At 33.5% G+C, this 16682-nt stretch carries 12 protein-coding genes; 2 read left to right on the top strand and 10 right to left on the bottom strand.

The window, feature by feature from the left end; all coding sequences use genetic code 11:
• Window positions 1-314 precede the first annotated feature (314 nt).
• The 10 genes from DFR57_RS16380 to groES form a co-directional block, all read right to left on the bottom strand.
• A complete protein-coding gene (locus DFR57_RS16380; RefSeq protein ID WP_114354298.1) occupies window positions 315-2159 on the bottom strand; it encodes a beta-glucoside-specific PTS transporter subunit IIABC in 1845 nt (614 codons plus the stop codon).
• A gap of 204 nt (window positions 2160-2363) precedes the next feature.
• Complete coding sequence (licT, locus tag DFR57_RS16375; protein WP_114354297.1) at window positions 2364-3200, bottom strand: BglG family transcription antiterminator LicT; 837 nt, start codon at window positions 3198-3200, stop codon at window positions 2364-2366.
• 433 nt (window positions 3201-3633) lie between these two features.
• Complete coding sequence (locus tag DFR57_RS16370; protein WP_114354296.1) at window positions 3634-3987, bottom strand: DoxX family protein; 354 nt, start codon at window positions 3985-3987, stop codon at window positions 3634-3636.
• A 604-nt stretch (window positions 3988-4591) separates the two neighbouring features.
• Window positions 4592-5035, bottom strand: a complete 444-nt coding sequence (locus tag DFR57_RS16365) for a MarR family winged helix-turn-helix transcriptional regulator (RefSeq protein ID WP_114354295.1) — start codon at window positions 5033-5035, stop codon at window positions 4592-4594.
• A gap of 1465 nt (window positions 5036-6500) precedes the next feature.
• Window positions 6501-7286, bottom strand: a complete 786-nt coding sequence (locus DFR57_RS16360) for a hypothetical protein (protein WP_114354294.1) — start codon at window positions 7284-7286, stop codon at window positions 6501-6503.
• 501 nt (window positions 7287-7787) lie between these two features.
• Window positions 7788-8240, bottom strand: a complete 453-nt coding sequence (locus DFR57_RS16355) for a hypothetical protein (RefSeq protein WP_114354293.1) — start codon at window positions 8238-8240, stop codon at window positions 7788-7790.
• Complete coding sequence (locus tag DFR57_RS16350; protein ID WP_245937504.1) at window positions 8233-8901, bottom strand: trypsin-like peptidase domain-containing protein; 669 nt, start codon at window positions 8899-8901, stop codon at window positions 8233-8235. Before DFR57_RS16350 ends, DFR57_RS16355 begins: the two co-directional genes overlap by 8 nt.
• Window positions 8902-9675: 774 nt before the next feature.
• A complete protein-coding gene (ileS, locus tag DFR57_RS16345; protein WP_114354292.1) occupies window positions 9676-12756 on the bottom strand; it encodes an isoleucine--tRNA ligase in 3081 nt (1026 codons plus the stop codon).
• 611 nt (window positions 12757-13367) lie between these two features.
• Window positions 13368-14999 (bottom strand): chaperonin GroEL, encoded by a 1632-nt coding sequence (gene groL, locus DFR57_RS16340; RefSeq protein WP_114354291.1) that lies wholly within the window; start codon window positions 14997-14999, stop codon window positions 13368-13370.
• Between the two features lie 64 nt (window positions 15000-15063).
• On the bottom strand, window positions 15064-15348 hold the full coding sequence (gene groES / locus DFR57_RS16335) for a co-chaperone GroES (protein ID WP_114354290.1): 285 nt from the start codon (window positions 15346-15348) through the stop codon (window positions 15064-15066).
• 251 nt (window positions 15349-15599) lie between these two features.
• On the opposite strand from groES, the gene DFR57_RS16330 reads away from it, so the two are divergent.
• Both DFR57_RS16330 and DFR57_RS16325 read left to right on the top strand, forming a co-directional pair.
• Window positions 15600-16310, top strand: a complete 711-nt coding sequence (locus DFR57_RS16330) for a CPBP family intramembrane glutamic endopeptidase (RefSeq protein WP_114354289.1) — start codon at window positions 15600-15602, stop codon at window positions 16308-16310.
• Between the two features lie 7 nt (window positions 16311-16317).
• The gene (locus tag DFR57_RS16325) at window positions 16318-16527 is read left to right on the top strand and encodes a YdiK family protein (RefSeq protein WP_114354288.1); all 210 of its coding nucleotides are present in this window, start codon (window positions 16318-16320) and stop codon (window positions 16525-16527) included.
• The last annotated feature ends 155 nt before the right edge of the window (window positions 16528-16682 follow it).

Here is a 16682-nt window from a genome sequence, read left to right as displayed (position 1 = left end):
CTCCCTCTCCGATAACATAACTTGGAATTCTTATCTTCAATATCTTTTTACAAAAATACACTGACCTTTTAATACTGATGTTATTTTTTTACTCTCTAATACTTAAACTGGTTCTACAAAATAGCTATTTGACTAATTTGGTAATGATTATCTAAACTTACCCCCTTGATTATAAACACATTGAAATAATAGAAAGGGGGCCTAATATATAATTCTCTCATTTTGTAACTTTTAAATTATAACTTTTAAAATGATATTTAGTAACTTATTAACATTTCCATTTAAAAGAAAATGTTCTTCTTCCCTATTGATTGTTACGAAATTAATGTCAATAGATTTTCTGTCGCTTGAATATTTTGATTTTCTGTGGAGACTATTTCTTTGTATCTATCCGTATTTGTAACAATAATTGGAGTAGTAACTGCAAAGCCAGCTTCCTTTATTTTCTCTAAATCGAACTCTACTAAACGATCACCTTGCTTTATCAAGTCACCTTGTTTAACGAGAGATGTAAAATATTTGCCATCAAGCTGGACGGTATCAATTCCAATATGAATTAAAATTTCAGCACCTGTATCAGATGTAATTCCTATGGCATGACCAGTAGGAAATACTGCTGATATTTCACCATTTACCGGTGAAACAGCCTCACCAATAATTGGTTCTATAGCAATCCCTTTCCCCATCGCTTCAGAAGAGAATGCTGAATCCCCCACTTCACTTAACGGTTTCACTTTTCCTGTAAGTGGACTAGCTATTTTTTCTTTTTTAATGAGAATGTCACGTTCTTGTGTATCTTCAGGTTTTTCAGAAGCATTATGCAATTGTTTATCCTGTTTATTTTCAAAACCTAATATTACGGTCATAAGCATACCCAAGATGAACGCTACTAGGGCACCAATTACAAATAAACCCATTGGCGAAAATGTAGGTATCGCAAGAAAACTAACCAAAGCAAATTCTACTTGTTCGACACCAAGAGCACCATTAATTGCTCCCCCTACTGCTCCAGCTATTGCTACATAAACTAATGTCTTTTTAAAACGAATTGCCAATCCATAAATAATTGGTTCACTAACACCAGCAAGCGCTGCTGGTAGAACAGTGGAACCAGCTAATGCTTTTAATTTTTTGTCTTTTGCACGGATTATGAAACCTACCGCAACTCCGATCTGTGCAAAAACAGCACCCGCTAACATTGCCTGCAATGGGTCTGCTCCATTACCGAGGTTTTGAAGAATAATCGGAATGATTCCCCAATGAAGTCCGAATAACGTTAAGAATAACCAACCTGCCCCAACGACAGCACCAGTTAATAAGCCACTAAGGTCTAATAAATAATTAATTCCAGCAGCAATTCCGTCTCCAAAATATGTTCCAAACGGTCCAAAAATAAGAACGGTCAGTGGAACAATTAAGATAAGAGAAAGCATGGGTACTAAGAACAACTGATAATCCTTGTGTATTACTTTCTTTATTCCCTTCTCAAAGAGCGCATACATACATATAGCAATAAACACAGGAAATACGGTTGCAGAATAATCTACAATAATAGCTGGTATTCCTAAAAACGTTGCTTCACTGCCCATTAACCCTGTTAAGTTTGGCTCAAGTAACGCTGCACCAATCGATCCACCTACATATGGATTGGCCCCTAATCTAAGGGAAAGTGTGATTGCAAGTAATACAGGTAAGAAATAGAAAACAGCATTTCCAGCAGCTGATAAGATAGAATACGTACCACTCTCAGGTGAAAGCCATCCAACCATCGTTAGGACGGTTAATAACGCCTTGATCATACCGGCACCTGCTAGCGCTCCTAGTAAAGGTGAAAAACTTCGAGATATTACATCAAATACTTGAGACATAATCGATCCTTTTGGTTGGTTCCTTGAATTATCTGTTTTTTCACCTATATTTGAAACCTTTGTTATATCTTTATAGACTTCTCCTACATGTGAACCTATAACAACTTGATATTGGCCTCCAGCTTGGACAACACTTAAAATATCGTCATTATTTTCTAGTTCCGATTTACTTGCTATACTCGGATCATTAAGTGTAAATCTTAATCGCGTGGCACAATGCACCAAACTCGATATGTTTTCTTCTCCGCCAACGTTATGAATGATTTCTTTCGCTAATTTTTCGTAACTCATGATTTCTCCTCCTTTTAATTTGTGAATAATGTTTAAAGTTTTAATTACTAACTTCCCATTGTTTTCTTTGTTTCTAGACCTCCATTTACTGTGAATAGCTTTAGACATACAATTTTGCACATAAAAAACCTAAATCAACCCTTTTTTAAAAAATTTAAAAGGTCAATTTAGGTTTTGCCTCGTAAGTCACAACCCTAAATAGAATTATTTATTTTTGACTACCCTTTGTATGTGAATGGTTAGGTAAAGCATTTCTTCCTCTGTTAATTGATAACGATGCTTACTTTCTACGAACTTTTTAATTTTTTCAGTGCATTTATAAGCTTCCGGGTATTTTTTTTTAATCACATTTAAGAGATCATCCTCAGACTCACTTCTATAATGATCACCCTTCACCAGTCTGTGGGCGAGAAACTTTAAATGGGTGATAAAACGATAATAATTTAGTGAGTTATCATCAAAGTCAATTTTAAAGTGATATTTGATGATAGTTAGAATATCTTGCGTCACCTTTGTCATATCGACAACATTACTCATGTCTTCACTAAATTGAGCATTTACTAGGTGCAACGCTATAAAACCTGCCTCATCTTCAGGTAAAATTATATGAAACTGCTCAAAAATCATATTTAATGCTTCAATTGCAATTTCAAACTCTTCTTTGTAGAGTTGTTTTGTCTCCCAAAGTAATCCATTTTTTATAGGTATATTGTTATTGTAGCGTTCTATCGCAAAATGAACATGATCGGTTAATGAAATATAAATACTATTATCAAGCTTTTTACCTAACTCCATTTTTGCGTAGTTAATAATTTTCTCGGATAATTCCATGTACTCTATAGGGATATCAGCTATTAACGTTTTGAATTTCGTTGTTATATTTTCATCTTCCAAAGTAAAGATTTTATCAATTTTATTTTCATCAATTTCATCACCAGTTTTTTTGTTGAAAGCTATTCCGCGACCCATTACAATGACTTCTTCTTCATCATCCTTTACCGAGACAATTACATTGTTGTTAAGTATTTTTAAAATCTTCACTTTGGCACCCCCCAACAAAAAAAAGAGCAAACCACTAATTACAACAGTAATCGGTTTTGCCTGATTAAACAGTCACAATCCGTAATGAGTATGCGTTTTCTTTTTTGTTGTAATACAACTTCTAATTTATAATAATTCCTTAAATTAATTTTGTAAAGTAGTTACTTCAAGGTAACTAATGAAAAAAGGCCTGTCTTAAGACTCTATCTTCCTGTAAAAATATATAGATAGTTATATCTTTTTAGATAGGCTTACCACATAGTTTCAACCTGTTCTATTTATTTTTTGCACCGGAGATAATTTCATTTTAATATAGAGAATATGAAGGACTTAAAATTCATCCAAAAATGAAAATAAGTGCCATACTCTTTATCATTTTTGGATGTAGTAAATCATATAAAGTTATTTTTAATCAAATGCTTTGTATTTATTACTATATTAAAAATTCAAAATTTAATGCTAAAACTGCTAATCCTAATATTAATAGAACAATTGGCATCATCATGTTTTTGACGCTATCTTTTATTTTAATATGGGTGATAATAGCACCAATCATTGTAGCGACAATGAGTAGTCCACCCCAAGCGGCCAGTTTCTCATTCCAAATACCTGAAATAACTAAACCTGCCGAAATAAGTTCCACTAATCCTGTGAATACTCTGAACCATACAGGATAACCAAAATACTTAAAGCCTTCCACCATTTGCTTTGATTTAAACTTCATTAATCCAAACATTATAAATCCTAATCCTAATATAACTTGCAGAATAATTGATAAAACATCCATTTATATTTTCCCCTTTTTTTAGATATTGTAGATTTATCTACTCATATTTTGACCTTCATCATCCTAACATTAGGATATAATACGTAGCTTTTTATTATAAATTAGTAAATTAAAATTCACACTTCGAATCCTTTGCTTCACGTGTCCTCTTTTTAACTTAAAATATATTCAATTTTCTATACAGAAAGTTCTTCATATCCATATCCTTCTAAACCAAGTTATATACCGGCACTTAAAGAAGACCCTACTTTCACAGCAATCGTTATTCATTTAAAATTAAGTCAAGTCTTACAATATTTCTTTTCGCACACATAATAGATATGATTTACTCAGAAATTTTACGTAACTAGCAATTTAAATATGACAAGTACATCGGAATGAAAAATAACGGTAAGTGCGTTTTTTTGTAGACAATGTTGCCTCTTGCCTGACTCAAACACATCCAGTTCTACTTTACTTTACTGTTTCATTTTATCCTGAGAACTTTGTAAGCCAGAAATATACTTTTCGGAAACGCGTTTTTAAAATGATCCTATATTAAATAATAACCAATTTCAATCTACTCTTAGGATTAATTCGTTTTTAAAATATATTTTACTCATTTTTAATCTTTGGCATTCAAACCAACTATTTTTAATAATTCCGTTAACTGTTCCTTTTGTTCATCGTTTAAAGAGCACAGATTTTCACGAATCGCTTCAACATGGTGGGGGAAGATTTCATTAAAAAGTTTTTCTCCTTTTTCCGTTAATGTCACTTTCCAATAACGTCTGTTGTGCAGTTCCTGCTCTTTTCTTATTAACTCTTTTTGTTCCAATTTGTTAACTACATACGTAATACTTCCACTAGGTATCATGAGCTTTTCACTAATTGTTTGTATATATTGTGGTCCTTTATTGTAGAGAAGTTCTAGAACCATAAAATTCTCAGCAGTTAATCCATAACTTTTAACATCTTCTAGCACATTATCGAAAACTGTTTTAGTTGCATTTAACCATATTCGAAATAATCTCAGATCTCTTTCCGCTTGTTCATTTCCTTGGTACATTAGGCCGCCTCCGATTTAACATTTCTTTTATTATATCAGAAGTGAATATATGTCTTTTTCAATCTCTTCGCGTAATAAAGTATATTGTATGAACGTATCATACTAACAAGCACCAATAGTAGGATGATATCATCAATTTTTTTAGATTGTAATTAATTTTAATGCTAACTAAAATGGCCTCACCTATTGCACTGGAATTAGGCTAACTCTATAAAATTGGCAACTGTTCAATCCAAATTCTAGCGATTAATAATTTCTCGAAAACTCCTTATTTCCAGTTTTTGTTGCCCTATCGTTAATTCGCTTAAAAATGTCAATCATTATATTTCCATTTTCAAAAGGCAGCTACATAAGCCCTATCTAGGATAACTTCACCACAAATTATGAGAAAATCCCTTCTCAATAATTGACTTTTTCTTTTAACTTTCGACAGCAACAATTAGTTCACTTACCTTTTTAAAACCTGTAAAATACGAAATCATACTGAATAACAGTTATGTTTTAAAACTTCATCCCTTAGTTTAGATTTATATTTTATAAAACCAGTAAAGACAAAGACTATACCTTAGAAAAATTGAATAATAGATAACACTTTACGTCCTAACATTAGGATATAATTCGTAATTTTATGAAATTGAGAAGTTTTTTGATATTTTCTATCCCCTTTCTTCAACACATATCCTATAATTAGGATATCAAAATCTTACCATCAGGATATTTTATTGTCAACTATTTACTTTCTATCCATTCAAATTATTTTAAACTAGTATTCAAATTAAATATCGCGATACTTATCATGATACAAGGTTCATCTTTGCTTCTAGTGAAGACCATCCTACCCACACAATCTATATAAGAAACGTATTTGTGCGCATAGAATGTATATTAAAGCATGCTGGCTTAAATTAAAATTTAACTCTTTACTCTAATACCTCATACACTCATCTTTACTTGCAGAAGCGAAAATTAGCTTAGTACTGATCATGCACCGCTTGAGGTATTCTGACGATCATAACACCGAAATTATATACTAACATGTAACTAAGAAATTAAAAAAGATACTTCCCAGAAAATTGGAACTATTAATGATAAGTTTACAAAAGTAAAAGCACCTGCCCCAGCGACAGATGCTATTATTTTTTATTGAACTATGTTAGAATTTTACTATTCTGTTTGTAATTAAATTACTGTATCATATTTGGATGTTTTATATATGTTACAGCCAAAAATATCCAAAACGTTGATTAAACGTACTATTTGCACCTCGCGTTAACGATATTACACACTCTCACCTTACGGGTGGCATGCTATTAAATAGTATCGTTGTACTGTGCACTAGTTCGATAGCTATTTTTCTTCACGGCTTATTATAATAAAAATAATTCCCTTAATAATTAAATAAGTTCATGCACTGGTGATTGAATAGATTTATAATAACTATCTTCAACGTCCTAACCTTTTGAATTTAATCCAATAAGTAAAACATCCTACAAAAATGTTCTATAGTTTCTTTCATTTGTTCTTCAGTCTCTGCGTAAGGAATATCTATAACCGGAAGAGCATTACTCCAACAAAAATCGCGTTTATTTTTATCAGATCGCTTTCGCTTCCTGTAACCTTCATAACCACCGAAAAATTCATTTCTTATCGGCTTGTAATGTTGGATACCATTAAACTCAATGACAAAAACTGCATGATTATTTTTAATTACGGTAAAATCCAAACAATACTCAGATTCAAGGCCTAACCTTTTCATTTGAAGCTCCTTAATGAACATAATGTTTAGTTCGGATAATAAGTTCGTAATAAACTTAGCACCATTTGATTCTTTCATATGCCACTTGCACTTCGGACATTTCTCCCCTTCTTTTACTTTTATGGGTTGAATACGCCATTCATGGCCTTTTGAACAAACATGTAGACCTTTTGATCTCATAGACTTATAAGGTCCTATAAAAAAGACATCCTCTCGATGTTCAGATAAGAAGTTCAAATACTTTTGATGATTGGGAGAAATTTTGTCATTAATATCTTTGAGCCATTTATTAGAACACCAGATGAAGGGTTTATTTGGTTCATCAAGGTTAACAATGAAGGCCCTTACAAATTCACTTTTCAGATTCTTTTTTAAAGTTTCAATATAATATATATACTGTTCTAATAAAGCTGCAGATTGCGAATTTCTTTTTAGCATATGGACACAATTGTATCGATCTCTAACAAAGTAAATTATTTGTCCTTTGAATTTCATAAGATCATCCTTCTAAGTATTCTTTTTTTAATACTTGAGTTATCTATATTAGAGGAATAAGGTCATTACAATAGGCAACTCAATCTCTGATAAGAACTGAGTTTTCTAAGTTTAGATTTGCTATTCATATAAATATTAACATAAATATCCAGGTGAATATCTATTATCTATTCATTGATCCTAGTTCTATAAAAATATTAATAAACACGATATTTGTGGCGCAGTATCAGTAAAATAAGAAAGACGATCATCCTAAAAGTGACCGTCTCTAAATGTTTAACTTATTAACAGTATGGTTGTACTGTACAGCGAATAAACCTTTTGTATTTTTTTGCCTTTCTAACAAAAGCGCCTGTCTGTGAAAGAGTTAATTTGTCACTCTTATAATAAACAAATGAAATCTTAGAAACCTTCTTAATAATTTTTTATAAATTGATGCCACATTCAAATTACAAACAGATTATAGGATTCTTCGACTTTCTTGATATAAAAAAGTAAACTTTATTGAAGCTTTAATTCTTTACGCATTTCGCACCAAGCATTTATTGTCATTTTTCCAATACCTATAAATATTAACGATACTGCTGGCATTATGAATATGGCCGACGCTCCAATATAAGGAGCGACAGCAGCTGATACTGTTGAAACTACTATAGTATGCGTTGGCTTAAGGTTAGAAAATAAACCTAACCTTTCTTCTTCATATTTTTTGTCGCCACACAAAAAATGTTCAATCTCTAATACGAGCTTATCTACAAATATTTTTCTACCCTGTCCCGCACTGAAAGGAGCCGTATTAGGTGTATTAATAGTTAAATAGGCTTCTGCAACTGTATAGTAGTCCTCATTTTGTTCCATTAATTTTAAAATTAAAGTTCTTTGATGTTTTGGAAGAGGATCTAGCCATCGTTCATTATTTTCTCTAAATAAACTGTCAAAATTTGATTTAGACATTATCTTCTAACATCTCCTCAATGTAACTAGCTGAAACTATATGTGTCGCTGGATGTAATGTATGAGGGTCTATACCACCTATTGAAATGCCACCCGATTGTTTAGGAAGGTAAGGACCGATTAATATACCAATTAAATTATTATTATGTACTACAGGACTTCCTGATTGCCCTTGACGTGATAGCAAATTAATTACACCATACTTTACTTTTAAGCCAGTATTCTCTATTAATACTTTTGCTCCTAAATCAGTTTCCTGTTTAGTTAATATCATTCGACCAAAGTTTAAGTCTGGAAATCCAAAGACATTAAGCTTTTCTCCTACATTAATATTATCCAACCCAGTTATATCAAGGTTTGAAGCTCCTCTTAAATTCGTTCCATTAGCACCTTCTAATATGCATATATCATATAAGGGATTCACTGAATTTATCTTTACGTCAACATATCTAACCTCTAAATTTGACATGTCTTGATATTCTGACAATGAGCTATTCCTTGGGAAAATAACTACTAAATTATTATCATCATGATTAGTTACATGGGCAGCAGTTACAAGTAACCCATCTCTATTTAAGAGAGTTGCAGTTCCCAATGGAGTTACCCCATTTGGAGTCACTCTCCCTAAAGCATAAACAGCATTAACCATACCTGAATACATTAACTAGTCTCCTTTTTTCCAATTCTATGTGCACCTAATAATAATTTACTACAAATTCCCAATAATTTGAACATAAATATAAAAGCTATAATAAAGTCTTCTTTACATAAAGACGTTTTTTGCTGCGCAGTAATTGTCTACTACGTAATAGGAAAGTTCCTACAAAGCAAGTGCTGTTTAGGAAAAACTGAATTTGCATAAAATTTCTAGTACCTTTCAGTGGCTGTGATCAAAAATCGACTAAAACAGAAATGGTAAGTAGATTAGCTATTTCAGATTTGAATTTAATTTAGAAGTAGCGATAAGGATAAAACAAAGAGTAGATCATTAGGTGATTATTATTAATGTAGAAGTAAAACACCACAAAAGAAATCGCACTTAATCTAATTAAGTACGATTTCTGGTGATAATTTGAAATTTTCAAACTTACTCTTGCTTCGTTAACCATGGTTGAAATGATGCATGGATTCACAGAACAGATAAAATAACTGCTATAAATATCAATATAACTGTTGAAAGTCCTCTAGGTGAGGAAATCCTTGCTATTAAAGATAAAATAGTGATGCATAATTAATTTAATATAGTGGTTCTTATTTTATTTTACTCTAATTTCACATTCCTAAACTTTAAGTCAAAAACACCAACCACTCCCAATATAATCCATATTCAAATACATTTTTGATTATCCTTTAAATAAAAAGTACCGACTTTTTAGGAGTGGTAAGAATTATAAAACAGAGAAATATCTCCAAAGAACTGTATCCTATTTATTGATTACTGAGATTTAATGAACAATTCAATTGTATTTCCTTCTATTTTGAAACTTTTCATATTCGTTTTTCTTTCAAAATGTATTTCATTTAATATAAGATTACTTTGAAGTAACTCATCATATTCTTTCAACACTTTTTTTAGCCACGAATCAGCAGCGATGAATAGATCTACTCGTAATTCAACTGGAAGATTTAAATCCTTGCGATATGTTTGAACAGTACGAACGAATTCCCTTACTATTCCTTCTTCTTTTAATTCTTGTGTTAATTTCGTATCTAAAAGCGTCATAAAATTATTACCTTCCAGCAATTCAAAACCGCTTTTTCCTTTTTTATCAATGAGCACGTCATCCATCGTAAGAGTTACTGTTTCACCTGAATTTAATAATAACTGTATTTCTTTTTTTTCAATGAATCTTCCCTTTTCTGCCTCGTCTAATTTTTCAACTTTATTTTTAACTTCGCCTACGGATTTGCCTAATTTCGGACCGACTACAGAGAAATTTAATTTGAAATCAAGCTGCAACAAATCATTATATTCTCTTTCAAACTTTACTTCTTTTATATTCACTTCTTCTTTTATAATAGAAGCGTATTTTTGTAACTGAGATATAGTGATTTCTTCTGTTGGGACTACGACTAATAGAGCTAATGGTTGTTTGGTTTTTATTCCAACTGTATTTCTAAGTGACCTTGTTTGCTCTATTATTTGTAAGACCGCATCCATATCTTTTTCTAATTGCTCATCAATAAGCGTTTCATCGGGTTGAGGATAATCCGATAAATGCACACTTTCTTTCACTAAGTTTGAATATATGTCTTCTGTGACAAAAGGTGTATAAGGAGCCATGAGCTGGGACAGTTTTTTCAAGACCTCAAATAGAGTGCTAAATGCTGCCCTCTTATTTTCAGTCATACCACTGCTCCAAAAACGTTGTCTGGAACGCCTTACATACCAATTACTAAGGTCATCAACAAATGTTGCAATTGATCTTGCGCCTTTTGTTACATCGTAATCATCTAAACTGCGGACGACTTCCTTAATAACTGTATTTAACCGAGAAATAATCCATTTATCAAGAGTTGTCTGGGTTCCTCCTATATCACTGACTGGATTAAATTGATCAATTTTCGCATACATCGAGTAAAAAGAATAAACATTCAATAGTGTATCAATGACTTTAGACTTACAATGACTAACAGTCTTTTTGGAAAAGCGTTTATTGTTCCATGGTGAACTGTCGGCTAACAACGCCCATCTTAACGAATCAGCTCCGAACTCATTTATTAACTCAGAAGGGCTCAAGGCATTTCCCTTACTCTTTGACATCTTTTGTCCATTTTCATCTAAAATATGTCCTAAAGAAAGTACTCGTTTATATGGAGATTCTCCAGTAAATAAGGTAGAAACTGCTAATAAACTATAAAACCATCCTCTTGTTTGGTCAACACCCTCAATTACCACATCTGCAGGAAATTGTTTCTTAAACATATTTTTATCTTCAAATGGATAATGGTATTGAGCAAATGGCATCGAACCGCTATCAAACCATACATCAATAACTTCGGTTGTTCTATGCATTCTACCCCCGCAAGAACAAGTTAAATGCACTCTGTCAACATAAGGTTTATGCAATTCTATATCTTCTGGCACTTCTTCTGCTGAAAGTTTTCTTAATTCCATGGCAGAATTTGGGGCTTTTTCATTCCCACATTCTTTACAAATCCAAACGTTTAACGGTGTTCCCCAATATCTGTTTCTACCTATATTCCAGTCAACCATGTTATCTAAAAAGTTCCCAAACCTTCCATCTCTCATATGAGAAGGAAACCACTGAACTTTTTGATTATTTGATTGCATTCTTTCTTTTACTGCCGTAGTTTTAATAAACCACCCTTCCATAGCATAATAAAGAAGAGGGCTGTCACATCGCCAACAGTGTGGATAACTATGTTCATATTTTTGCTTATCAAATAAAAGATTTTGCTTTGAGAGCATTTTTATAATTTCTACATCACAATCTTTTACGAATTGTCCTGCAAGTGGGCTTACATAATCCTTATAACAACCTTTTGAATCTACTACATTTACATAATCAAAGTGATTATCCTGAATTACATTATAATCGTCTTCTCCATGGGCGGGTGCTAGATGCACAATACCAGTTCCACTTGTATCAGTAACAAAATCTGCACCGAGAACTTTATGTCCGTTAGTTACTGTGACATAATTAAAAGGCGGTTCGTAAGAGAGACCAATTAAGTCTTTTCCTTTCAAAACTTCCAAGATTTCATAATTCTCCTTCAGAACAGCGGAAACCAAAGACTCTGCGAGAACAAATATTTCTGACTCTTGTTTAACGCGTACATATTTCATATTAGGGTTAACGACAACAGCAACATTACCTGGTAATGTCCAGGGGGTCGTTGTCCAACCTAAAAGATATTCATCTGAAGTTCCCTTTAATCGAAATTTGGCTGTAACAGATAAATCGGAAACATCTTTATAACCTTGTGCAACTTCGTGAGAACTAAGTGAAGTCTCACACTGCGGACAATAAGGTACAACTCTATGTCCTTTATATAAATAACCTTTCTCATGTATAGTGGATAAGATATTCCAGACAGACTCAATATACTCGTTGTTTAAGGTTACATAGGGATCTTCCATATCTACCCAATAACCTAGAGCCTCCGTAAATTGTTTCCATTCATTTTCATAAGCAAAGACACTTTCTTTACATTTCTGAATAAAGTTTTCGATTCCATATTCCTCAATTTGATCCTTCCCACGAATATTCAATTGTTTTTCAACTTCTAACTCTACAGGTAAGCCATGGGTATCCCAACCCGCTTTTCTTAACACTTGATAACCAGACATTGTTTTGTACCTCGCTACAAAGTCCTTGATTGTTCTCCCAAGAGCATGACCTGCATGTGGCAAACCATTTGCAGTTGGAGGTCCTTCATAAAAAACATAAGTCTCTCTTCCTTCTCGGTTAGATATGGAACGCGCAAACGTACCTTCCTTTACCCATTTTTCACGAACCCTTAATTCCCTTGTGAAACTAGATTCCTTCAATATGATCACCTCATTTTAATTAAAAAAACTCGACCCTACATACGTAGAATCGAGTTTATATATAAATATATAATCTTTTTTAAACAAAATAAAAAACCATAGTAGTGGTTTTTATCAGTTCATTGCACTACGTACTATCATACGTGTCCTGGATATCGGTAGAATACCGTCAAAGTTTAAAAGGCCTTTCAACTTTGCTTCTCGGAGAGGATTTTCATTATAGTCTTAACATTGACTTCCAGCAAATCGTCAACTCTCTATAGATAAGATCAAAATAACTACTCTTTCTCGTCATCAAATTATTTATTAAATTATTCAGAGTATAACTAACCGTAATCTAAAAGTCAACTTACATTTTACATTAATTAGCAACTTTTTCTAATCACCTTAAGCTTTTTCTTCTCCTATTCGTTTTTGCGATCGCTTTACACAAAAGCAAACCATTCATATTAAGGATTCATGTTTGTCTCTAAGGAGAAGCTTACAAAAGTAATAGCACCTGTCTCAATGACAGGTGCTATTACTTTTTGTTGCACTATGTTAGCAAAATGTTAGCATTTGACTCTCATCTTATTTACAAATCCTTATATATCAAGGATTTAGGGGGCAGATTACATCATGCCGCCCATTCCGCCCATGCCACCCATGTCTGGCATGCCGCCACCTGCATTGTCTTCAGGAATGTCTGCTACTACCGCTTCAGTAGTTAGGAACATTGCTGCTACAGATGCTGCATTTTGAAGAGCAGAACGTGTAACTTTAGTTGGATCAACAATACCAGCTTCGATCATGTTTACCCATTCGCTAGTTGCTGCGTTGAAACCAATACCAATTTCTTCGCCTTTTAGACGTTCAACAATGATAGAACCTTCAAGTCCAGCGTTTGCTGCGATTTGACGAACAGGCTCTTCTAGTGCGCGAAGAACGATATTAACACCAGTTGCTTCATCGCCTTCTACATCAAGTGCTGATACTTGCTTGTAAACGTTAAGAAGTGCTGTACCACCACCTGATACTATTCCTTCTTGAACAGCTGCACGTGTTGAGTTTAATGCATCTTCAATACGTAGTTTACGCTCTTTAAGTTCTGTTTCTGTAGCTGCACCAACTTTAACTACCGCTACACCACCAGAAAGCTTAGCAAGACGTTCTTGTAATTTTTCTTTATCGAACTCTGAAGTAGTTTCTTCAGCTTGAGCACGGATTTGTGCTACACGAGAAGAAATTTGTTCAGGGTTTCCTGCACCTTCTACAATTGTTGTGTTTTCTTTCGTTACAACAACCTTAGAAGCGCGACCTAATTGCTCAAGTTCAGTATTTTTAAGCTCTAATCCAAGATCTTCAGTGATTACTTCTGCACCTGTTAGAGTTGCAATATCTTCTAGCATTGCTTTACGACGGTCACCAAATCCAGGAGCTTTAACCGCTACTGCATTAAATGTTCCACGAAGTTTGTTTACAACTAATGTTGCAAGTGCTTCGCCTTCTACGTCTTCAGCAATTAATAGAAGTGGTTTACCTTGTTGAACTACTTTTTCTAGCACTGGCAGAACTTCTTGGATATTGTTAATTTTCTTATCTGTAATAAAGATATATGGATCTTCAAGCTCCGCTTCCATTTTATCTTGGTCAGTAACCATATAAGGAGAAGCATATCCACGATCAAATTGCATACCTTCTACTACTTCAAGCTCCGTGTTAAATCCTTTTGATTCTTCGATAGTGATAACACCGTCGTTACCAACTCGTTCCATTGCTTCTGCGATTAATTGACCTACCTCTTCATCACCTGAAGAAATAGCAGCAACTTGTGCAATAGATTCTTTCGATTCAATTGGTTTTGAAATAGCGCGAAGTTCTTTTGTAGCAATTTCAACAGCTTTCTCAATACCACGACGAACGCCTACTGGATTCGCACCAGATGCAACGTTTTTCAAGCCTTCTTGAATCATTGCTTGAGCTAGTACTGTTGCAGTTGTTGTACCGTCACCAGCAACATCATTTGTTTGAGAAGCAACCTCTGAAACAAGCTGCGCACCCATGTTTTCAAATTTATCTTCTAGTTCAATTTCTTTTGCAATAGTTACCCCATCATTTGTAATAAGAGGAGATCCGTATTTTTTATCTAAAACAACATTACGACCTTTTGGTCCAAGGGTTACTTTTACTGCGTTTGCAAGTGTATCAACACCACGTAGCATTGCGCGACGAGCGTCTTCACTAAATTTAATTTCTTTTGCCATCTTAAAAAGCCCTCCTTATAAATCTCATATTATGATATATGTCTTCACTATTCTTCTGCAAAAATTAGCCTACGATTGCTAAAATATCATCCTCGCGAAGAATTAAGTATTCTTTACCTTCGTATTTTACTTCTGTACCAGCAAATTTAGAATAGATGATTAGGTTCCCTTCTTGTACTTCAAGAGCTACCTTTTCTCCATTTTCTGTAACACGTCCTGAACCAACAGCAACTACTTTACCTTCTTGTGGTTTTTCCTTGGCAGAATCAGGAAGTACAATTCCGCTAGCAGTTTTTTCTTCTTGTTGAACAAGCTCAATGATTACGCGATCGCCTAATGGTTTAAGCATCGTTTAAAACCTCCTTCAAAATATGTGTGTTGATACATTTCGATTATTAGCACTCATCACTAAAGAGTGCTAACACAATTATTATAATAATGAATGACAAACAATTTTGCAAGCGAGAAATGCTAAAACAGGAAATTTTTTTTCGTGAAATCGAAACGTTAAACGAACTATTTCAATTCTATTCTAAAGTTGTGTTAAAATACGTATCATGAAGAAATATTTATAAAAAGAGTGAGAAGGGGTCGTTGTTGTTGTCCAAAAATTATATCTATGTTCTGATCACATATATACTTATGCAATTGTCTAGCTATATTTTATTACCGATTATTTATTTTTTTGAGGTAGATCGTACGATGCTAGCCGTCAGTTGGAGTGTATTCAGCTTTACAGCTGCTCTTTTGGTGACGATGTACCTGCTACGTGATGAGGTTAAAAGCGTATGGTTTGCTCGAGATAAAAAGATAGGCTCTATTCTCTTGTGGTCACTTGTTGGTATTTTTCTCGTTTATTTTGCCCAAATTATTGCGATACTAATCGAAACCTTCTTATTGGGAATCAAGCCTGGATCACAAAACACCTTAGACTTAATGAATGTAGCAAGGGCTGCTCCAATATTCATTATCATTATATCTGTACTCGGACCGATCCTTGAGGAAGTCGTTTTTAGAAAAATTATTTTTGGTTCCATCTATAAACGAACAAACTTTTTTATAGCAGCAATTGCCTCCGCTTTAGTTTTTGCAGCAGTCCATAATGATTTTAGTCATTTACTAACGTATACCTTAATCGGAATCGTTTTTGCATTTTTATACGTACACACAAAGCGTATTATCGTACCGATTATTGCACATATGGCGATTAACACCTATGCAGTCATTGGGCAATTATCGATGGACCCGGAAGAGATTGAAAAGATGCTCGATCAATTGGAGCAATTACAATTTATACTCATTGGAGGCTAACTAACTTATGCGTTTTTCACCTTTAATATCTGCTTCCTTGTATTTTGGTTTAGGTATTTTATTCACTTATATTGCCATCCAATCTGCAAGTGAAACAATTTGGAATTTTATTACCATTGCTTTAGCATTTTTTGCTACCATGGATTTTGTGGTATCTTACCGCTTATTCCGGTTGCACTTACATGTTAAAAAGGTAAAAAAAGATAAAGAAAAATAAATATCTACTTGCTTCCTATATACAGCAAAAAACTTGGCATTTCGCCAAGTTTTTTTTATTGGTTCTAAGTCAAATGTTGGGGTGAGCTAAACGCTCACTCCTAATTTATGCCACCCGAACATTGATATTTTTATATTGATGATGCAATAACACTT

Origin of the sequence: Saliterribacillus persicus (assembly GCF_003337485.1) — a bacterium.
GTDB classification, from domain to species: domain Bacteria; phylum Bacillota; class Bacilli; order Bacillales; family Amphibacillaceae; genus Saliterribacillus; species Saliterribacillus persicus.
Note: the sequence above shows the minus strand (reverse complement) of the source record. Positions and strands in the feature narration are given on the sequence as shown.

Bases quoted from the DNA above. Each gene is read 5' to 3' on its own strand.
- DFR57_RS16360 (WP_114354294.1), bottom strand. From the start codon at position 7,286: ATGAAATTCAAAGGACAAATAATTTACTTTGTTAGAGATCGATACAAT.
- DFR57_RS16350 (WP_245937504.1), bottom strand. From the start codon at position 8,901: ATGTATTCAGGTATGGTTAATGCTGTTTATGCTTTAGGGAGAGTGACT.
- DFR57_RS16370 (WP_114354296.1), bottom strand. From the start codon at position 3,987: ATGGATGTTTTATCAATTATTCTGCAAGTTATATTAGGATTAGGATTT.
- groL (WP_114354291.1), bottom strand. From the start codon at position 14,999: ATGGCAAAAGAAATTAAATTTAGTGAAGACGCTCGTCGCGCAATGCTA.
- DFR57_RS16365 (WP_114354295.1), bottom strand. From the start codon at position 5,035: ATGTACCAAGGAAATGAACAAGCGGAAAGAGATCTGAGATTATTTCGA.
- DFR57_RS16355 (WP_114354293.1), bottom strand. From the start codon at position 8,240: ATGTCTAAATCAAATTTTGACAGTTTATTTAGAGAAAATAATGAACGA.
- DFR57_RS16380 (WP_114354298.1), bottom strand. From the start codon at position 2,159: ATGAGTTACGAAAAATTAGCGAAAGAAATCATTCATAACGTTGGCGGA.
- DFR57_RS16325 (WP_114354288.1), top strand. From the start codon at position 16,318: ATGCGTTTTTCACCTTTAATATCTGCTTCCTTGTATTTTGGTTTAGGT.
- groES (WP_114354290.1), bottom strand. From the start codon at position 15,348: ATGCTTAAACCATTAGGCGATCGCGTAATCATTGAGCTTGTTCAACAA.